Source organism: Flavobacterium sp. 316 (assembly GCF_000967805.1).
In the GTDB taxonomy this organism is placed as follows: domain Bacteria; phylum Bacteroidota; class Bacteroidia; order Flavobacteriales; family Flavobacteriaceae; genus Flavobacterium; species Flavobacterium sediminilitoris.
The window spans coordinates 144,510-165,868 of record NZ_JYGZ01000006.1; the positions used below are offsets into that span (position 1 = coordinate 144,510).

Here is a 21,359-nt window from a genome sequence, read left to right on the forward strand (position 1 = left end):
AAATCAAAAATCACTTTGTTTTTTGAGTATAATGTTTCTTTAAAAGAAAAATTTACTGACATTTAATGCTACTTTTAGTATAAAAAAAAAATAAGACTAAGGTTTGCATTTCTTACAATTGTAATATATAATGCTTACCAAAGATAGTGTTTTTTAAAACAATACCAAATCTTCATCTTGATGTTTTGCATAACCATATTTTGTTATAACACAACTGGCACTCATTTGAAAAATCATAATGCTATCGGTCTCTTCAAAACGTTTTACATATTTAGTTTTAATTTCAATTTGTATTAAGTTTAAGATACGTTTACTATTATTAATTTCAAACAAGGAATATTGTAATCGATGCCCAAATTTGCTTAGAAATTTTGAAAATAAGGTTCTTGTTTTATTATTACTTATGTCATAGGATACTAGTAACATAACTTTATTTATTTGAAATTGGTATTTGAAAAAAAGGATATTGCTCTATTGGTTTTTCACTTATAAATGCACGATAATAATCTCTACAATAATAATAAATAGCTTCTTTATGGCTAATTATAGCCAACAATAACCACCGAGTATACTCTTTTGTTTTTTCATACTTCAATTGGTACTGATTGCGAAGTAGTGTAAAATCTTCTTCTTTTACTTGACCTAAATTATAAGCTTTTCTTATTTGCCTGTCTATAATACATCGAAAAGGTTCTATTATATCGCAAACCAAACTTTTTCGCTGGTAGAAATTTTGGTGATACACTCCTTTATATAAATCAAAACCATACAAACTAAGCATACTTTCTACCCAATAGAACAAAAAAGTATAGCCTATATCCATTAAAACATTAATTGGATTAATCTTTGCTCTAGGTTGCCGCCCTTTCCAATCCATATCTTTAAAATAGATTGAAAAAAATACTTTACTAGCAATTCCTTCAACTCCTAGAATTTCTTTCCACTCTTGCAAACCATCAATTTTTTGAAGATGGTTTGTCAATTGTGCTATCGCATTTTTTTCTAAAGCTCCTTTTTTTCTAATATCTTTTACTAGCTCCAACTGATTGGTTATTTTATTTACAACAACTCTTTTTGCAATATCTTTACTACTAAAATGGTATTGCTTATATCGTAATAAAAAATTGCCCTCTGTTGCAGAATGCCAAGTACCAATTAATCTAAAATTTGCCCCTAAATGAAAAATAGGAAAGCCGTGTCGTTTGCTTTTTTTGAGTAAAACACTTGTAATGGAACAATTACCTATTACCCAAAGTGATAATATACGATAACAGGTATCTTGCAAAATTATTTTTTCGTTTTCATCTTTCACCACCAAATTATCATTTTTAATGGCAAACTTTTGTTTTTCGGTGGTAAAAACAACTACTATTCTTTTCTTTTCAAAATCGGGAAAACTTAACATAAGGAAGCATCACATAAAAGGTTATAAATACATTTTTCACATTTAAATTTATTAGCGACAAAATTTTTGCTTAGTAGTGAAAAAGTTCTAATTTTATTCAAAGTAATTTCAAACTTTTGTTGCATCATTTTGTTTTCTTCGGGCAAAGCAATTGGGTACATTTTATTTTTTGAAAAATCATACAAAGCCATTTTTGTAACAATGTATCCCATTTCTTTTAAACCAAAATATTGTGCATACAACTGAAAAACATATCCATCATAGATGGTTTTAATATTATTTTTACGTTCCGTTAACAGTCCTTTATCTACATCAAAAAGATCTAGTTTTCCAAACAATTGATATTTAGAAGAATACACTTCAAAACTTTGAAGTATATTCTTCTTTGTTGAATATTCTTTATTATCTATCTTATCATGTGCAGCTTTACCTTCTGTTTGTTTTTCACCCTGATATATAATTTCATCTCGGTTCTGATACATTTGATGATTGTATATAGAACGAGGACAAAAAATAAAATCGTTGATATAGGAGATCGGCAAATAATTTTCCATAATTCAATGACTGTTTATTTGTTCGCTATTTTTTTTGTACTTGTTGCACATATTGCAACCATTCTCTATTAGAAATAGCCAATTTCACTTTCTTTAAATCGTCTTCCGAATTGGTTTTGTTAATTTGCTCCATAATCCACAATCCTTTTTTGGCAATATGATAGGCTCCGTTTGCATCGGCATCTATTGGTAAGCTTGCTGTTGCTTTTCTACTATCATAGAAGATTCCTTTTTCATTGGCTACTGGAGAAATGAGATAATCTATTTCGGTGTGGCTTTCGCTATTTCGCATTTGCAAGGTTAATTTTAACAAATGGAATAATTCTTCAAAAAAGGACTTTTCATTTTGCGCTATTAGCTGGGTTTTCAATTCTTTTGAAAGGTCTAAACCTACTTTTTCAAAAAAGTTTACAAACTGCTCTGTTAGTTGTATTGTTGTGCTTACAAAGTTATTGTTTTGCTCTTTTTGTCGTTTGGTTTCAATTCTTTCTCCATGCGTACAAATTGTCCATTCTTGTCTTGTATCGGCTGCTTTTGGGTTAAAATCACTATAGTTTTTAACCACAAATTCAAAATACCCTTTGGTCTTATTATATAGAATACTATCAAACTTACTAAAGAAAGTCTTTGCTTTTTCTACATTTTCATATTTGGTATAAAAGTAATTCACAAACCCTGTAGTAGGATCTATTTTACTGGTGTTCCAAGCAGGAACATAGAATAAAAATCCCGATTGTTTACCCATTTTCTGAAAACTTTCAAACTTATTGGTCAATTGCAAAGCGTTGTATAGTCCGCCTAGTTCATGCGGTTGTTTGTCTTTTAATACTAAATAATTCAGTTTATCAATCAACATTTTTTCTAGTTTTTGATAGATTTGTTTTTCCACTTTAAAACGCCCTCTTTTAAAACCGAAATTTAAATCTTCCATTACTACTATAGCATTATGCTCGATCATCATTTTTGTAATCTTGTGCACTACTTGACTAATATAGCCTTCTTTTAGTTCCTTAATGCTTTCTATACTGCCCCAATTTTTTCGAGCCTTGTCTCTCGCTATTTCTTTATTATCGAGCAAAGTATGATAGGGTGTGTGTGTTTTTTCGTCTTGTATTACATTTAAACTTTCTTGCAAAAGAATAGTTCCTTTTTGATCGATTAACGTTAAATAGACCAAATGACGTTCTCCACGATCCAGACCAATAATGTTAACCTCTGGATTGTCTTTTAAATAAGCTAAAACATCTTGGTTAATATAACTGTTTCCTGTGGCTTTAAAATTCATGGTTATAGGCACATGAAACTGAAACTTATCTACTGTGTAACGTTTGTCTTTTATTAAATCATAAGCAAAAGTATTTTTTGCCGTTGGAGTTAAAGGGTTCTTTGCAGCAATGGGTTGATGGGCTTTATGAGTAATAATATTTTTCTTTTTAATAGAGGCTTTTCTAAAAAATATTTCAGCCTGACCGTTCAATTTGTAAATCACATTTTCTAAATTTTGTGTTTCAAAAAGAGCTTTCCAATACAGCGTGTGCATATTCGGTTTTCCTTTAGCATAGGGAGAAAAATCTTTATTATAAATTTGAAATAGATACATTTTCCCCTCCTCTATTAGCGTATCTATTTGTGAAACACTCACCTTTTTAAAATTTATTTTATAGCCTTGATGTTCTACTTCTTTATAAAATCCACTTAAATCTTGATAGGTTTTGGTTTCCGAAAATTGAAAATCGAAATATTTCCAATCTTCATGTTTATTTAACGAATCTTTAAAAAAATCTATTAATGCATGACAATCTTTAAGATTAAATGTTGCTCCTTTTTTATGTGTATTGTTTTTATAATTGTCTAAAATTTCTTTTGAAGGATTAAAGAAAGCTATATTCTTATTAGAAAAGAAAACTTTTGGTAACATTTTGTTTACGCCTGGTAATAGTTTGTAAACTATTTTTTCATAGTTTTCATCATCTTCTGTAAATTGCTGAAATGTTTTATTATGTTTTTTATCCATAATAGCTAAAAAATAGTTCCCATCTCTCTTAAGAATAGTTGTTAAATAATCTTTTTCTTTGTTCGCATCCCAACCATTTAGCAATTGTGCATTTTCAAAATTCAATTTAATTTTTTCTGTACTATACGGTTTTTGAGTCACATAATTACGAACCATATTATAAAGCGGAGTCACTACATTTAAAGCCTCATAATAGTTTTCAAAAACATCATAGAAAGCATTGTCTTTTTCGGTAATACTTTCCGATTTTAAGTGCAACGGTTTGATGAAGTGTACTACTTCCAAAATAGCATCTAGAAAAAATTTTATATTATCAATAAGTTTTTGGTCTTGTTTCAATTCGTCTTCATAATCGTCTGCTTGTTCTAATATTCCTTGAATGCACTGGTATTTTGCTTTTATATTAGCAATAAAATTAAAAGTTTTGTCTGCTTCATTTTCTTTCTTTGCTATAAAATGGGTAGTAAAATAGTCGGCAATACAAGAAGGTGTATATTTTTGTTTCCAATCTAAATTTTCATCTAAGGTTTTAACATAATCGGCAACAACTTCTTGTAAAAAAGCAATAGAAAAATAGTCTTGTTTTACAAACTTGATTTTCTCTTTGTCTAATTTTTCTTGTTTAGCTTCGTTTGCTTTTTGATATTCTGCTGTATATTTTGGGTTTACAACCGTTTCATAACGGTATTGCAAAGCAGCAGAAAAAACCGAAAAATCACCAAATAATTGTTGTGCAATCGTGGTTAAACTGGTATCGTTTTTAAGATAAATTTTGTTTACATCCTGATTACCCAAATTTTTTACAACTTGCTGTATCAATTCTAAAAGGTTTTGACTCTCTTCTACTCCATCTTGTTTATAGCTCAACAGATTAATTTTATAAAACTCGAAAACGGCTTTTAAAACTTGTTTCCCTTCGGTAAAAGCATCTGGTAAAAAAGATAATGAAATGCGATCACTCAAAATTTGTTTGTATAGTTGTTTTAGTTTTGGTAATCGTTCATTTTTAGGTTTGGTTTGGTTATACAAATTAATAATTTCATTTAACCCTTGAATTTTCTGTTTGCCTTCTGTTGCTGTTCTACCACCTATAATGTTGTTATATACAGTAATTCCTTTTTGAGTAAGCACTTCATTAAAATAATCTATTTCAAACAGTTCACTTATACTGTTCACATTCAAATAGGCTTCAAATTCTTTATATAGCTTTTCAATTTTTGGTTGCAATTCTGCTATTTGACTACTCTTTTCAAATGCTTTACTGTTTTCTATAAATTTTGGTAAATTTTCATGTATTAAACGATAGGCAATAGCGGTAGAATTAGCCTCTGCCGAATACATATTTTTTCTGTTTTGATGAAAACCAGTAAAATAGGTAGTAAAAGATTTGAAACTTTCATCTAAATAAACTGCTAAGTTATTTTCGTTTTTCCATTTTTCTAATTCAATAGTAATAAGTTCTTTTTTATCTAAAACTGAAAAAATAGCTTTAGCTTCTCCTTCTGTAAAAGAAGAAACAATTTCTTTTCGCAAATTATCTTGAACTTTCTTAAAATCTGCTTTAAATTTATCCTCCTTTTTTGCTTCTGCACTTTGGGTATATAATGCTATATATTCATTTAAATAACTTAATTTTTTGTTGTTTAAAGCTAAATCGATAAAATATTTATGAAACTCATCGATGGTCTTTTTCATTTTCTGATAACTTTCGGCTCTAATGCTATCATTTTTTAATAAACTTTTGTTTTTAATATTTTCTAAGGTATTACCAATTGGTTTTAACTCAAAACGAACTGTTTTACTTACTTGGTAAAGGTTGCTAAAGTTTTTCATAATTATTTAATTCGTTTGCTATACTATTTGTTTTTTTAATTGTCTTTCTAAATTAGATAATCTCAATGTTTCTATTAATTACTAAAAATAATACATAGAAAGCATTTCACCACCAGTTTGCTAAACTAAAATTTTCCTTTTATAATAACTTACGGTTTTTCGCATTGAGGTTATTCTTAGTTTTTAGACCTAAGATTTAAAATAACACAAAAACATGTAAGCTCCAGAAGAACAATGTATTTTCTAGCAATGCGATTTTAATCCGTTGTTTTTTAATGGTTAATAATTAATTATTGATGGTTTTAGTTTACGGAATCTCTAATAGGATGCTTACAGCATGACAAGATTGTGATTAGTGATAGTTGATGGTTTTGTTTACGGAATCTCTTATGGGATGCTTACAGCATGACAAGATTATGGTTAGTGATTATGTAAGGTTTATCTATTTTTACTACTATTACATTTTTTCTATAACCAAAGTTAAAGTTCTCATTTATAAAGGTTAAGGTGTAAAAAATAGGTATTTTTATGATCAACTAAAAAAGAAACATCATGTTAAAAAGCATTTTAGAACTTACAGAGGTTAAAAAACTAGAAAGAAAAGAATTGAGAACAGTTCAAGGTGGAAAAAAAATGTGTATTGACCCAGCTACAGGATTATGCACACAATATGGTCTTATATGTGCTGAACGTGTATGCCAATTACCTCCTCTTTAAGAATTTTTTTCTTTTTAAAGCAAAAAACCTAGGCTAAATAGTCTAGGTTTTTTGTTTTGCTAATTGGTTTTGTTTGTTATTCTGTTACCGCTATCTTTTTATCTATTTGTGTAAGGATAGTTGGGTCTTGTATTTCATTGTCTTTGGCAAACAGGAGTACTTTCGACATTACTTCTGCTGATTTTGGATCATCATCGGCAAAAGGGATGAATAGTCTTCCTCTGTGTTGTGAATGAATAGGTAGGATTGATAAGTATTTTCCTGGTGTTTGATGTACAACTGCACTCCCTAAATGAACGCTATAGTTTGCCATAGTTCCTGTAATTAAGGCATGTGATTCTTTTACCTCAACATTATTAATTTTGAATAATCGCAGTGTCTCTCTTAGTAATACGGCTCTCATTTCAATAGAAGAATGACTGGCTTCTGGATCTACTCCTCCAACGTGGGCTACGCTTACTACGAGGTCTATGTCGCGCATTACTTCTGAAAATATTCTTGGGTTAATGTCTTCAAAAGGAATGTTTTTATAGTCTTTTAATGAATGGAACTCTATGGTTTCTAGTGTTGGGCTTTCTACATCTGCTGGTGAAAACCAATCGGCCATGGCATATAGTTTTACTTGGAAACCTGCTGCATGGAATACTTTTTGTAAGCCTTCTTCATAATCTACTTTCCAACCTTTGTTTTTTAAAAGTGCTAAGGTTTGTTTTGGATGTACTTGATGTCCTGCATATCTACGAGAAATTGCTCTTTCGACTAACTCGTCTGGTGTAGGTACATATAACTCTCTAAACACTTGTTTGAATGGCTGTACTAACTTGTTATCAAAACAATACGATTGGAAATCTGTCCAAACAGCATTGGCATGCAAATCATAACAATGTGCTATTCTAAATGTTGGGTTTTGATCTAATGGAATAATTTCTCCTGTAGCTGCTACTAAATTACCGGAAGAAAAGAAACCTACTTGTGTATCATTGGCTACAAATACTAATTTTTCTAAATGTTTTGAAATTACTGGATGTTCAAATAGGTTTGTCATTTCGTCTAATGTGAAAGCATCTCCTCTTACCATAGCTTCTTCGAGTCCTTTTCTTGAACGTGACCATTGCTCTCGCATGGTTTTTCTATAACTGGTTAGTTCTATTAGTTCCTTTTCTTTTTTTAGTTTGGCAGGTATGGCTTTTAATTTTTTATCGCCTTTGGTTACTTCTAAATCGGCTTTACCTTCTTGGTTTATAACTAAGCTAATGGTTACATCATCGAAAGTAATGGCAGTATCTTTTGATAATATTTGCTGTACTTGTTTGGTTTCCATTGCCCATGTTAATCGCATTGGGTCTACATAGCCTGCATTTCGGGCTAAGTTTTCCATAGCAACACTAAGAGCCAAAGCTTCACTGGTTTGTTTCATGGAGCCAAACTCTTTGCTTTCTTTTTTAAATTGTTGTAAGTATTCATAGCGCTGTAAAACGTCTTTTTCTGGATTGGTTTTACTAAGTGGTACTAATCCATAAACACGCAAATAATCTTGATCGCGTTTGTCTTTTACTTTTGCGGTTACTTCTCTAATTTTTAAACTTCCGGTTAGGGTATCAGAATATAAGCGTGCTCTACGATGTCCGTTTCCATCGGTTATGAATTTGGCTGCATCATATAATATTTCCCATTTGGCTTTTCCTAATTGTTTGTATGATGATATAAACCAGTCTTTATCAACAGCTCCGTTTTTAAAGTCTTGTAGGTCTATTGCAGAATATTTGGCTACTTCGCTTTCTAATTCGGAATTAACATCGCTATAACTTGATGTTTTAGTGTGGGCATGTAACCACCAAATACCTTCATCTAGTCCTTTCCAGTCTAGGTAATTGCTAATTAGTTTTTGCCATTGTGGTGCGTAGATAGCTGCCTGAACCAGACGTTCTTCTGTGAGTTTACTTTTTTGTATTAATGTGTTAAATGTTTCTTGGGTATCTGTTTGTAATGGGAAACATCTTTTTAATAAGAAGCTAAATAGTTTTTGCTTACTCATTTCGTTATAACCCCATGAATAGATATAGCCTTTGTATATATTGGCTTTTCCTACGTTTTCTAGAAGTTCTACAAAGCGATTGGCTCCGTATATTTTTTCTAAACGTTGTACTAAATGGGTTACGGATGTATTGGCATCTCCTCGTTTGACTTCAATATCTAAGAATGCTTTTCTTATTTTATCTATCATTGGCAATAAGAAAGGAAAGTTTTTCTTTAGGTTAGCGCTATCATGTTCTCTACGGTTGTTTTTATCTCCTGTTAATAAAGATAATCTGTTACCATCTAAAATGCCTTCATATAGTTCTCCTTCGGTTATATATTTGTTTTCGTAAGCCACACAATACATGTACAAAGGTGGTTTGATAAAGGAATAATTTTCTTTTAGGCCAGATAATTGATACCATCTATATAGATTCCAAACTTTATGTTGCTGTTCTGTTGTTAATTTATTTAGTGAAATTGCTTCTAAGAATACGCCAAAATAAGATTCGCTTTGAAAACCATTACCTCTGTCTGAACTTCTATAATAATTGTTTTTTTCGGGCTTATATTCATATTCTAAAACTGATTGAGGTAAATTACTAAAGAGTTTTGAACAGGCATCTATAAGGTACTCTTGTTTTTCTTTGAAAGGGAATTTTAGTTTTAATGCATTTATAATTTTAAACAAAGGGTTTGACCAATAGTATTTATCTTTCTTAGGATTTGGGATTTCATTATGATAGTAGAATACATATTCTTCTAATATATCTCTCCATACTTTTCTATCGCAAGCGGTTGCAAAACTCAATAAGAATAAATCTATAGGCTGTAATTCTTCAGTAAGATACCAATTTTCCCAAACTGTATGTAATGGGTAATTCACAAAACGCTCTTCTGGTGTTACTTTGTCTGTTAATCTTTTTTGTTCACTAAAGTTGTTTCCTAATAGTACTTTTTCTCTAGTATTATCATAATATTCTATTTCATATTCGTAATCTTTATTAGCTTCAAAAAGATTGTATAATCTATCTAATGCTTCTTTGATTGTTTCATATGGTTTTGAAAAACCATATTTGTTTTTTTGGGTTACTTGTGTGTAGAAGGAGTCTTTTGCTATTTCGGGTAAAGCATAAGTAGAAATTGCATTTGGATCATAAAAACCATAGCCATTTTCTTGTGATAATACTTCTATATCATTAGATGGATTTATTTGTTCTAAAAACTTAGATTCTCTTTCGGAAAGGTTGCTTTTTTCTGAAAATGCTTTTATCCATTCTTTTATTTTTTCAGGTAATTTTTCTGCTTTTTGAAGTTGTAAAATAAGGTCTAAAGCACTCATTCGTTGTTCAACATTTCCTTTTTCTATAATTCCTTCTACAAAAGAGATTAAAATGCTATCGTCTTGTTTTATTAGCATTTCAATTATATTTTTCTTCAGAGTAGAATTTTTACGTTTTAGTAAGTCTTCAAAAAGGTCTAATTCTGTTTTATTTAATTCTACAGCACTCAATGTACAAATAGCGGAAGCCATTATAGCTTCTCCTCTATCTTTTATTACTTTTGAGGCAAACTCTCTTTGAAATTCTGTTGGTTTTTCTTTTAAAGCAGTCGTATTATTTTTTAAAGCATAAAAAGAATAACAGTAGTATTTTCCTAATATTTCTCGGGTTATTTTTTCTCTTAAATGAATTGATAGGTTGTCAAAATCGTCTAATATAAGTTGTAAATATTCTTGATTTTCTCCTACTAGTGCCATTGCTGAAGCATATAGCGTATCGCGTTCAAATTTAACAGTAGACCAAGAGAATACTTTTCCTTCAAATGTTTTTTCTTTTACAGTTATAGATTGTGTTAAATCGTATACTTTTTGAAAAAAGTTGGGATAATCTGGGTTATTTATATAGTATTTTCCTTTTGTGTTTGCTTCTAACAAGGCTTTTAATCTATACGATACAAAAGCTAGTATTTGAAGGTTGTCTGTTTCTAATGCTTTGTAATAAATAGGCATTTCTATGTAAGGATCGTTTGTTTCACCTGTAAATCGTATGGCTAAACATTTTTTTTCTATGGATCCATTTTCTAATAAATCATGCAAATAAGGTACTGTTTTTTGAATATCTAAAACGCCTTGTACCCATAATGCCATGTAAACTTCGTTATTGTTTTTGCTTTGAATGCCTGCTGGTATACTATCTTGATTTGCAAAATAGTGCGATGCAAATTGAAGAATGTTACGCACTGTGGTTTCTTTTTCTGCTTCCCAACCTAGTCCTGTCCAGGTATCTATTGCTCTTACTACTGATGAAAAACGAGTTAATTTATTTTCAATAATAACGTTTATCATGTATTCTAAGGCTTCTATACTTGTTTCGTCTAACGATTCTAGAACTGTTTGACGCAATCCTTCTTGTCGTTGTGCAGCAAGTAATAGTTTTTCTACTAGTTCCCAAGAGCTTTTCTTTTCACTATTTAGTAAGGCCTTAATTATGTTTTTTGATACTTTTCCTACTGTTTCTTTATTAAAAATAATATCTTCAATTAATTGATATACTTTTTGATCTCCAGCGTCTATTGCTGCTGACCAAATCATAAACTGGTTTTGAGGATTGGTTATTTCTGTATCATATTTTATTTGTTCTTCTATGGTTAAATTGTAATAGATATTATTTCTATATTGATACAAATAAGATCCTAAAAGTAATGTTCTTAGAAAGTTGACTTGGTTTACTAATAAAATTTTATTGTGATTTGGAGCTCTAAATGAACGTCTTGCATATCCTGTTTGATAGGCTTTATAAGGGAGCTTATTCCAAGCCTCTTTTACATATTTGGCATTGGTTTCTCCAAAGAAGTAAAGTAATAAATCATAATATTTTGGATTGTCCCACATATCATTAGTAACCCATTTCTCAAAAAGAGTTGATTCTTCTGATCCTAGAGAAATGTAATAACTATAGTTGTTTTTTATGGTTACTAATTGACATCCAAATTCTGCAACTACTTTTTCTAGTTTATTATTTTGTATTTGTTTTAGTATAAAATCATTATTTATACATTCTTCTAACTCTCTTTTATAGCGAGCAAGAGGATTCTCTATTACATTTTTCGCTAATGCAAGTTCAATTGACATAGTATTATTGTTTTTTATATAGTATTGATTTTTTTCTTGTTGTTTGTTACCAATAACTTCCTGATAAGAAGGTAAGTCTTATAAAGGTAAGCGCTTTGTTTTCAGATAGCTCTATAGTATCAGAAAGTGTTTGAAGCTCATCATCGCCATAAAAGACAGCAAACAATCCGTCTTCATAAGCTAAAAGAGCTGTTTCTTTTGCTTTTTGTAAATCGATTGTATTATGGTTATAAAGTGCTCCAAAGCCTACTTTTCCTGTGTCTGTTAAAATAGGTAAATAGTTTTCTTTGGGTAAATGAATGGTATCTTGATCGTCCCATTCAAAAGAGGAAGTTTTAAATTTTTCAACCTGACTTTCTACAACAGCTTCAAGTAGGTCTTTTAAAGTTACTATTGAGCTAGAAAGTGCTAAACTAATTGTATTATTTTGTAATATAGGATGTTTTTTTCCTAATTGTTTTACTGAAATAGTTAATTCCATAAATGTTATTTTACCATTATATTATACTATTATTATTCACTTTCATTCTATAGTGCCTAACTGTTTTATAGCATATAATATATTATGTTTTACAAGGCTCTAATTTAATAATTTTTACAATATAAAAAGTATTCATTCTTGTATTTTTATAAGATATTTATTACATATATTTTTATTATAATGCAGAATAAAACAGATTCCTAAAAAAAGGAACTACAAAAATTTCAACACACATATAGTTAAAAAAATATATATTTAATATAATTACAGTTAAATTTAATGCTATTAATCAATATAAATGATAGTTTTTAAGATATCCAGTTATTTTTTTATTAATTTTATTCTATTACAAATCAAATAAATTATATAGCATATGTTAGACAACATTTTAACGTTAGATGGGATTAAAAAATTGGAAAGAAAAGAGCAAAGAGGAATCCAAGGAGGAAGAGCAAAATGCACTGATGATTATGGAAACTGTATCAAATATGGTCGATTTTGCGCGGAATTAGAATGCGTTTGGGGACCACTTGATTAAAAAGCTTTTTTATAAAAAAACCTAGACCAAAAGTCTAGGTTTTTAATATTTTGTTTTTAAAATCTAGCAATTCCAGCTAAAATCTAAAAACACACAACATTTATGTTCTTCTGGAAGATCATAATAAAACTGACATGATGGAGCTACTACTGGTCCTCCATAAGTACTACAATTACAGCCACCTCTTCCTCCATTAACTACTTTTTGTTCGTTTCTTGATAACGTTTGTGTTCCTTTTAAACTTAAAATTGATTTCTTCATAATTAATAATTTTGTTTATTTCTTCAACTTTTTTTAGGTCAATTGAAGTTTTTGACCATTATTGCAATACTATTCTATTTTTTGTTTAATAGAAGATGAAAATACTATGTTTCTATCTAATTAAAAATAAATTAACAGAATTTTATGACATTTTTTATTTCTAATTTGAACAAATTAACCATGAGTATGTTTTTATTTTAAAACATTTGATCCTATTGATACATTTCTTCTCTAATTTTAATTAGATTAGTTATCGCTTTTTCTTTTATAGGCATTTCTGGAAGGTTGCATTTTTCATATTCCATTTCAATAGTTTCGATTAAATGATCTGCTATTTCAAGCAAATCATCATAATCCATTGCTCCTGCTTTTATTGTTAATAATTCTTCTCTATTTGTTACTCTAATATTTAGTTTACCTGTTGTTATTATTTGCTTTGCAGATTGTAGTAATCGTATTGTATGCATCATGTTTTTTGAATCATACTGTTTTCCGTGTTTTTGGTTTGTATTGTAACGATCTTCATTTCTTTTTGCTATCCAATCCCAATATTCTGCATATTCTTTACAATACATTGAATATCCTTCTAAATTACATGACAAATAAGCTATTTGTTTTTCTTCTTTTGGTACAGAGGACAATGAAACTTCGTTAGATGCTTTATTTTTAATGATGCCTTTATATCCTAAATTTTTATTTTTATCATAAAATAATGCAAAGATTCCTTTCGCATTTGATACTTTCATTAATCCGCAATTTTCCTGTTTGCAATCTTGCTTATTTAACCATTTTTCTAATGAGATTGATTCTTCATTATTCACACCAAATACATAGCAGAAATCTAATAGACTTTTTCGCTCTTTTGGAATAGGGTTAACTATTTTCTTTTTTAATCCTCTTGCTTTTTTAATTTGAGTGATGGCATACCCTGCAAAACTGTCTTTGCTAAGCTTAGATAAAAAATCTTCTATTTGTAAAAGATTCATAATTGGATGTTTGTATAAAATACAATCTTCGGGTGTGGCTAATATTTCTAATATGTTAGGATTATTTTTTAATAATAATTCTATAAAACGTCCTATTTCATAGTAAACCTCATCGTTTGTTTCATTACTAATTTGTGGAATATATTCTAATCCGAAAAATGCTTCTTTAGGTAAATAATACACTCCTTTTATATCTGTATCTGATGTAGATGTATTTAATCCAAACGATTTGCTTCCTGAAATAACTTCAAAGAGAATGAGGTTTTTTGTTTTTAATTCTTGAATCGTCATAAAGGCTTTAATTATTTAATGCTTCGAAATTAAGTTTTTTACTTCTTTTTAGTTTCAATTATTATTTGTTTTTTGCTAAAAACTCAAAATTCTTTAGTAAATTACATTTTCAGTTTTACTATAACCGTTATAAAGCTGTAACTGTTTTTTTACTCCGAGTCATAGTAAATAGCGTTTTATTTTCGCCTTTATTTTGAAAAAGGTACCTCTGTCGCATGTGGTTTATTTATATTTGATTTTAAGATAATTACGAATGAAAAAAATATTTTTCTTTTTTGCTTCATTAATTACATTAAGTTCTTTTTCACAAAACAAGAACATTGATAGTCTATTGATAGCATCCGAAGAATTTGTTTATAGAGAATTTGATAATGATATTGATCCTTCTATCATTTTCGAATTAATAAAAAGGCAACCTGAAATTGGAGATATTAATAAACTTGCACTTTCTAACTTTTATATTGCTCATTATTATTATTCTATTTTTGATTATAAAAATTCGGAAGAATATTATATAAAAGCACTAGATGAATTTTATGAAATTAAGAATTGGGGATTATATATTAATACTATAAAGGATTTAGTTTCTATCTATAGGGTTAATAAAGAAACCGATAAGATTAAAAATATTCTTTTAAAGAGTATTACTATTGCACAAAATGAAGAAGTAGGTTTTTATATTTTAAATTCTATACACGAGTTAATTATCTATTTTTCTTATGATGTTAATGAACCTGAAAAGGCTATTGAATATGGAAAATTATTTTTTGATAAATTTTATTAAAAAAGTGGTAGTCTACACCTACACAAACATACAATAATAAATTATAATTATATTTTTTAACTAAAAAATAGAAAATAAATAAAATAAAAAGCTAATTTTACAAAAATTAAACATTTAAAAAATTATGAGAAAACTATTACTTTTATTAATGATCAATTATTTATCAATTTCTAATGCTCAAGTCTTAAATGAAGACTTTGAAGGGGGTGTTTTCCCTCCAACTGGTTGGACAACTGACAATACTAATCCATCTCGTCCTTGGGGTTTAACAACCACAATATTTGATGGTGATGCAAACTTACAAAACACCTATAATATTAATGGAACATCAGCCGCAATTGATTGGATTGCTGCTAATAATGATGCTAATTTAATTTCTCCAACCTTTAGTTTAGTAGGATACTCAAGTGCTAATTTTAACTTTAACGTGATAGTTGGTTGGTCATATATGATTAATCAGGATTTAGGAGACTTAGTCGCTAAGGTTTCTAACGACGGAGGAACAACTTGGACGCAAGTGTGGAGTGAAGATACTGAAACAGGTTTTACAGATGATAATGATAATAATCCGGATTCTGACCTTTATAATACTGTTGCTGTAACCATTGATATGACATCATATCTTGGTCAATCAAATCTTAAAGTTAAATTCCAATATACGGGTAATGATGCTGATGCTGTATCTATTGATGATATAGTTGTAGATGGTAATTTATCTAGTAATACTTTTTTTACTTCAAATTTCATATCTTATCCAAATCCTGTAAGTTCAAATTTGTCTATAAACAATTTAAATAATAATGTTATAAACTCAATCACTATATCTGATTTAAATGGACGAACTATAGAAAATATCAAATATAATAATATGGACTTAGCAAATTTTGAAATTAATACTAGTAATTTAAATTCTGGTATTTATATTTTAAGAATTGATAGTCAAGAAGGTATTGCTACTAAAAAAATAATAAAAAGATAAAACTATTCTTTAATGAAAACAAGCTATCTTAATTCTTGATAGCTTGTTTTTATTTTCTTTCAAAAGCCTTATAAAATTCTATTTCAATTTGTGCTATTTCTTCTTCAATATATTTTCTTGAAAAATGTATAGGAATGGCTTTTTTTACATTTGATTTACGCATTACTTCTCCTGATTGTGATGCATAACTATGAAAATTAAGTATTGCTTTTTCTTTATCTTCATCCTTATAAAATGTTTCTATTAAAACGGTATCACAATCATTAAATAAATTTCTAATTTTATTATGATTCTCTTCGTGTGCTGCATGATCTAAAATAACTCCTAAAGTATTTCCTTTTTCTACTTGCAACAAATAAAAAAGACTTTGAGCTGAATATTTTACTTGATCAATCTCTATTTCACAATTTCTATCCTTATTTATATAAGCATTTTTTAATTCATTTATCCATTTTCCTGGTTTATATGAAGTCTCTGAAATTGCTATATTTATTTTATCATTGTCTTTAAAATGATATGCAATTACGTCTGTTTTATGGTCTAAAATGGTGTAATTTACAAGTAACCGTTCATCTTGATAAAGAGAATCCCTATCTTCTAATGGAGTCAATTCCCACTGAGCAGGTTTCATTTCATATACTTTTATCTTGTTTTCGGAAATAATTTCTCTAATTTCATACAGTATAGCGTCTTCTTCTACAAGATTCCATGTGAATGATCTTAATTTTGCCTGAACTTGTAAGGCTATATTTTTAGGACCACAAATTATAACTCTCTCTTTACAACCTACTTGATGACGCATAATCTGATCAAAATTAATAAAATGATCTATATGTGTATGAGAAATAAATATAGCACGTGTATTCATGCAATCTTTTACAGATAGCATACTTGCTTCTCCACAATCAACTATGTAATTCCACTTACAATTATCTAAGTATATTACAATAGAAATATCTTCTCCTATTTTACTTTTAACTTCTGGTAATATCATTACAATACTATGTGATATTTTTATTGGGAGTAAAAATAATATTATTATTTTATAAAAAAAATCATACAAAACTATAAACCTCTTACAAAAGAAAAAAGACTGCCTTTTATTGACAGTCTTTTCTATGGTTTTATATATAAATTTCTATAATTTATACATGAAATCATAAATAGCATATAGATTTCCTACAGTAGTTGTATTAAGTAAAAAATTTGGATTTGGTGGCACACAAGTATTAATATTCAAATTATGAGAAATAATACCTGACGAGCTTCCCACTACCCATCTTTTTCCACAACAATTATCGAAATAGAATCCTAATTCTTTCATTGTATAATTTGAGTTTGAAGGTAAGTTTTTATAGGAGTATTTCGCAATATATGGTCCTCCTGATAAATTATATTCAAAAATATCACCACTATTAGGAGGGCATACCAAATTTGTTAAGCCAGATATTACCTGAAGTCTGTTCCCTACAAATGTTAGTCCATTATATTGTTGTACTGGACCAACTGGTGCAAAAGGAGTACAAACTCCTGTACTTACATCTACTCTCATAATTTGAGAAGTACCCTCTTGTATTGCACAAAAGAAGTTTGCTGTTCCATAATTCTCTATATCTTGCAACGGAAAACGTGTTCTTGTTGCAACTGTTGCAAGCCCTGTTGAAATTTGTACTTTAAGTAACGATTGTGGAAAATTAGAATTTCTTCCTGTAACTGCCCATGCAAAATCTGGAACGCCTGGCATATCACATAAACCTGTAACACTTGTTACTGGTGTTCCTCCTATTTGTATAGCCGATGTATAAGTATAACCTACTGGTGCTGCACATAGATCTACGCTATATATATAAGAGTTAAATCCTCCTGGGACTGGAGTTCCTGTACCACTAGTTAATACTAATGCATAAATACTTGGACATGGTGCTGCTGGCGCTTTTGATAATGCTGCATCTTGTTCTTCGTTTAACATGTTCATGTTGGAATCATTCACTTCTTCTGATTTTTGACACGACCATAGAGTCATTGACAAAATACCTGCTACTAATAGCAAGTTTAAATTTAGTTTTTTCATAATTTGTTTGTTTTAAAACACTGTATATCAGCACTTAAATTTAACAATAAATTTCATTAACAAAAAACACTCCATCACCAAAATATTAGTTTTAGTTCATATTTTATGATTTTATACATTTTTACTATACCTAGTTTTAACACAAATTAGAATTAAACTATAAAACGATTTTATTAATTTATTATCTCAATTACATTAATTTCAAAACAGGTTCATAATCTAAAACCTTTATCGATTTTGGAAGCATATATTTTGGCATTTCTTGTGTCATCCAGTTTTGAAACTCCATTTCATTAAAGCTAATCCTATCTTCCACTAATAAATCCAAATGAATACCAACCACTCCATTTTCTTTGCTACCCCTTGCTTTTACCCATTTCACTTTTGAATTCCTGTAAATCATCGATTCTATTTCGTTAGGATAAATATTTTCTCCGCCAAGTACTATTAAATCATCCATTCTACCTTTGTAAAAGTAATAGCCTTCTTCATTTTTAGACACCAAATCTCCTGTAGTGTAAAAATCATCCTTTTTATCGTCTGATGCCCATTCGCATTTTACAACTAATTGTCCAATATCTTCATTATGTATTGATTTTCCTTTAGTATTCTTCACTTTCATTTTTACACCTAAAATACTTTTTCCTATTGTGTTAGGGTATTTCTTTAAATCATCATTCGTTGCAATGATACATACTCCTGTTTCCGATGTTCCATACATATTATACATTGCTACATTTGATGTTTTATGAATGTTTTCAATAACCTTAGCAGGCAAAATGTCGCCACCAGAAATAATGCTTTTCAAAGCACTTGTTTGAAGATCTCGAATAGCATATACTTTCTGAATCATTAACGGAACTACTATCCAACAGTTAATATTTTCTTGCTCTAAAATTTGAAGCGTTTCTTTTGCATCGAATTTTCTAGTCAAGCGGATTTTTTTCTTTAAAAAAATAGATAAAAATAGAGCTGCCAAACCATACCCATGGAAAACAGGTACAGAAATAAATACCGACTTGTTTTCTATTAAGTTCAACTTTTGAATAATGTCGATTACCGGATTTATATATTTTATGGCTGATAATCTTCTTTTTTCATTTTTCGGCTTTCCTTTTGTTCCACTTGAAAGAATAATAATATTACCATTCTTTCTTTTAGCATTTCTTTTTAAAGGCGAAGAAGTTATAGTTTCATTTTCTTCAAAAAAAGGAATATTAAAATCTAAAAACTCTTTCCTATTTTTCCCTACAAGTAAATGGATTGTGTTATTTTCAAAAATAGATTTATAATAGTCTTTTTTCTGATTTGGGTTTAGTAAAATAATATCGGCTCCTAAACTAGAAACAGCAAACAATGTTTTAATCATTGCCACTGAATTATTACTAATGATAACCACTTTACTTTTAGTCTTTATACTATGTTTTACTTCTAAATGATAGGCTAAAGCAATGGATTCTTGATATAATTTTTGATACGATATTTTAACATAATCGTCTTCAAGATAAGCTTCTAAAAAGGATGAATTCTTTACAAAGTCTAACAAAGACAGTAAATTAAAACCGTGTTTGTTGATGGATACCACTAATCTAAACACGTTTTTAACTCCTACGATTTTCATGAATAAACGAAACTTCATGAGTTATTTTTAGGATGTATAAAATCTACGTTTTCCCAAAAGTATCTCCCGAAAAAACTACCCGTTCTTGGGAAAATACTCCACCAACTTGATGTATGATTTTTTGTTGAACAAATAAGGTTTGCTATTCGTATTGCTGCTTGTTGCGGTAGCATGGCTGGATAATTTGTATAGTTTTCATTTGGAAGAATCATTTTTGTTCTTACCAATGGTAAATATATTGTTTTCCCTTTAATTCCCATGTGTTTCCATTCTAAAAGATTGGTTCGAAACCATTGGTCAAATGCTGTTTTTGACGCTTGATATGCTGCCCATTTTGGAGCTGGTAAAAGCAACACATTAATAGCTGACACATTGATAATCTTTCCTTTGTTCTTTTTTAATACTGGTGTTATTGCCAATAATAATTGTACTGGAGCAAGATAATTTAATGCATTCGTTCTTGTAAAATCATGATAACGATCTAGTGATTTTTCTAAAGAACGTGTTATTGATTTCCCTGCATTAGAGATAAAGATATCTATTCCGTTGGGTAATTCCTTTAAAGATTGAATGGTTTTTTCGACTTCAGTTTCTTGGTACAAATCGGCTGTAATTATAGTGCATTTCGATCCGTTTTGTATTACTTTTTTTGCGACTTCCTCTAGTTTTTCTTTTGTTCTGGCTATCAGTACTAGGTGTACCTTGTAGTTAGAAAAAAGCAAACTCAACGCTTCTCCTATGCCATAACTTGCTCCTGTTATTACAATGGTTTTAGTACTTACTTCTTTAGACAATGTTTTTGAATTAATTGTAACAGTAGGAAAAAGTAAGTATTCTAATATTTTTTTCAATGTATGTTTTCTTATTTTAATGACGTAGCTAATGGTAATTTATCTTGTTGCAACGCTAATAGTACTTCATAAACGGTTGATTGTTTTAGGTTTTGTTCTTTCATTCTTAATTACTCTATAAAATAAGGTGAGAAATCTTTTCCTTGCACACAACCTACAACTGGCAAAACATTATCACCATTCATCGTTACTTCATATTCATCACAAGCTAATTTCACAACGTTTTGATACCAATTCTTGATGTAATCCGAATGAATGTCTTGTAAATTGATTAAACAATGCAAACCTCCATTTGTTCTAACAAAAGTTAAACAATCACGGTTTAAAACATTACATATATCTGTTTTAAATTTTGCTATATTGGTTTCAAAGTCATTGGTATTAAAATCGATATCCAAATCGAAAAACAATTTTCTAGAGGTTGTAGTTTGAATAGCATTTAACGCAACACTTTGCGGATTGTATTGCAAATCACTTTTCATTACTTTATCGGTAATGTCTTTGATGGTTTTTAAACCTGCTAGATATAAATCTCTTGGATTTGGAGTAATGTAAACCGCTAAATTTTCTTGACAAACTGCTACTCCATCAGAGAAATAGGCTCCTTCTTCTATTTGTAGTTGTCTTATTTTATCAATAATCCTTTCTTTTGTACTCGTAACACGTTTTAATTGACCTTTATCTGCTTTTAAACCCGATTCTGGATAGTATTTCTTACGCGCTAAAAGTGTAATATAATATTGTTCGTTGGGCAACAAATCAGGTAACCAATTAACAAATTGTTTTAGCTTTTCTTCGTTTATGATTATTTTGTAGTTCATGTA

17 protein-coding genes are annotated in these 21,359 nt (G+C 29.2%); 4 read left to right on the forward strand and 13 right to left on the reverse strand.

What is annotated here, in order from left to right:
• Nucleotides 1-153 precede the first annotated feature (153 nt).
• From cas2 to cas12a, 4 genes are read right to left on the reverse strand one after another with little or no spacing between them, the layout of a single operon-like run.
• Complete coding sequence (gene cas2, locus SY27_RS14100; RefSeq protein WP_045971441.1) at nucleotides 154-426, reverse strand: CRISPR-associated endonuclease Cas2; 273 nt, start codon at nucleotides 424-426, stop codon at nucleotides 154-156.
• Nucleotides 427-430: 4 nt separating this feature from the next.
• A complete protein-coding gene (cas1, locus tag SY27_RS14105; RefSeq protein ID WP_045971443.1) occupies nucleotides 431-1,405 on the reverse strand; it encodes a type V CRISPR-associated endonuclease Cas1 in 975 nt (324 codons plus the stop codon).
• Nucleotides 1,399-1,959, reverse strand: coding sequence for a type V CRISPR-associated protein Cas4 (gene cas4 / locus SY27_RS14110; protein WP_082084366.1), 561 nt, complete (start codon nucleotides 1,957-1,959; stop codon nucleotides 1,399-1,401). Before cas4 ends, cas1 begins: the two co-directional genes overlap by 7 nt.
• Nucleotides 1,960-1,984: 25 nt before the next feature.
• Nucleotides 1,985-5,806, reverse strand: coding sequence for a type V CRISPR-associated protein Cas12a/Cpf1 (gene cas12a, locus SY27_RS14115; RefSeq protein WP_045971446.1), 3,822 nt, complete (start codon nucleotides 5,804-5,806; stop codon nucleotides 1,985-1,987).
• A 552-nt stretch (nucleotides 5,807-6,358) separates the two neighbouring features.
• On the opposite strand from cas12a, the gene SY27_RS19010 reads away from it, so the two are divergent.
• Nucleotides 6,359-6,523 carry a hypothetical protein gene (locus SY27_RS19010; protein ID WP_200894154.1) on the forward strand — a complete coding sequence of 55 codons (165 nt, stop codon included), beginning with the start codon at nucleotides 6,359-6,361 and terminating at the stop codon, nucleotides 6,521-6,523.
• Nucleotides 6,524-6,599: 76 nt separating this feature from the next.
• On the opposite strand, the gene SY27_RS14120 is transcribed toward SY27_RS19010, so the two are convergent.
• Entirely contained in the window at nucleotides 6,600-11,672 is a 5,073-nt protein-coding gene (locus tag SY27_RS14120; RefSeq protein ID WP_045971449.1) for a DUF4132 domain-containing protein, read from the reverse strand.
• Between the two features lie 46 nt (nucleotides 11,673-11,718).
• The gene (locus tag SY27_RS14125) at nucleotides 11,719-12,153 is read right to left on the reverse strand and encodes a hypothetical protein (RefSeq protein WP_045971451.1); all 435 of its coding nucleotides are present in this window, start codon (nucleotides 12,151-12,153) and stop codon (nucleotides 11,719-11,721) included.
• 373 nt (nucleotides 12,154-12,526) lie between these two features.
• Between SY27_RS14125 and SY27_RS19015 the strand changes: the two genes are divergently transcribed.
• The gene (locus SY27_RS19015) at nucleotides 12,527-12,691 is read left to right on the forward strand and encodes a hypothetical protein (protein ID WP_200894155.1); all 165 of its coding nucleotides are present in this window, start codon (nucleotides 12,527-12,529) and stop codon (nucleotides 12,689-12,691) included.
• A gap of 63 nt (nucleotides 12,692-12,754) precedes the next feature.
• Here the strand turns inward: SY27_RS19015 and SY27_RS14130 are convergent, their stop codons facing one another.
• Both SY27_RS14130 and SY27_RS14135 read right to left on the reverse strand, forming a co-directional pair.
• Nucleotides 12,755-12,952, reverse strand: coding sequence for a hypothetical protein (locus tag SY27_RS14130; protein ID WP_045971454.1), 198 nt, complete (start codon nucleotides 12,950-12,952; stop codon nucleotides 12,755-12,757).
• A 212-nt stretch (nucleotides 12,953-13,164) separates the two neighbouring features.
• Nucleotides 13,165-14,229 carry a DNA polymerase beta superfamily protein gene (locus tag SY27_RS14135; RefSeq protein WP_045971456.1) on the reverse strand — a complete coding sequence of 355 codons (1,065 nt, stop codon included), beginning with the start codon at nucleotides 14,227-14,229 and terminating at the stop codon, nucleotides 13,165-13,167.
• 253 nt (nucleotides 14,230-14,482) lie between these two features.
• Here SY27_RS14135 and SY27_RS14140 point away from each other — a divergent pair, with 253 nt between their 5' ends.
• Complete coding sequence (locus SY27_RS14140) at nucleotides 14,483-15,013, forward strand: hypothetical protein (RefSeq protein ID WP_045971458.1); 531 nt, start codon at nucleotides 14,483-14,485, stop codon at nucleotides 15,011-15,013.
• A gap of 124 nt (nucleotides 15,014-15,137) precedes the next feature.
• A complete protein-coding gene (locus SY27_RS14145; RefSeq protein WP_045971460.1) occupies nucleotides 15,138-15,992 on the forward strand; it encodes a T9SS type A sorting domain-containing protein in 855 nt (284 codons plus the stop codon).
• A gap of 49 nt (nucleotides 15,993-16,041) precedes the next feature.
• Here the strand turns inward: SY27_RS14145 and SY27_RS14150 are convergent, their stop codons facing one another.
• The 5 genes from SY27_RS14150 to SY27_RS14170 all read right to left on the reverse strand — a co-directional run bounded on the left by SY27_RS14150 (nucleotide 16,042) and on the right by SY27_RS14170 (nucleotide 21,356).
• Entirely contained in the window at nucleotides 16,042-16,986 is a 945-nt protein-coding gene (locus tag SY27_RS14150; protein WP_045971462.1) for a peptidase, read from the reverse strand.
• 144 nt (nucleotides 16,987-17,130) lie between these two features.
• Nucleotides 17,131-18,063 carry a hypothetical protein gene (locus SY27_RS14155; protein WP_045971464.1) on the reverse strand — a complete coding sequence of 311 codons (933 nt, stop codon included), beginning with the start codon at nucleotides 18,061-18,063 and terminating at the stop codon, nucleotides 17,131-17,133.
• A 190-nt stretch (nucleotides 18,064-18,253) separates the two neighbouring features.
• Nucleotides 18,254-19,702, reverse strand: coding sequence for a class I adenylate-forming enzyme family protein (locus tag SY27_RS14160; RefSeq protein ID WP_045971466.1), 1,449 nt, complete (start codon nucleotides 19,700-19,702; stop codon nucleotides 18,254-18,256).
• Nucleotides 19,699-20,535 (reverse strand): SDR family NAD(P)-dependent oxidoreductase, encoded by an 837-nt coding sequence (locus SY27_RS14165; RefSeq protein WP_052705357.1) that lies wholly within the window; start codon nucleotides 20,533-20,535, stop codon nucleotides 19,699-19,701. Before SY27_RS14165 ends, SY27_RS14160 begins: the two co-directional genes overlap by 4 nt.
• A 110-nt stretch (nucleotides 20,536-20,645) precedes the next feature.
• Nucleotides 20,646-21,356 (reverse strand): hypothetical protein, encoded by a 711-nt coding sequence (locus tag SY27_RS14170; RefSeq protein WP_045971470.1) that lies wholly within the window; start codon nucleotides 21,354-21,356, stop codon nucleotides 20,646-20,648.
• Nucleotides 21,357-21,359 lie beyond the last annotated feature (3 nt).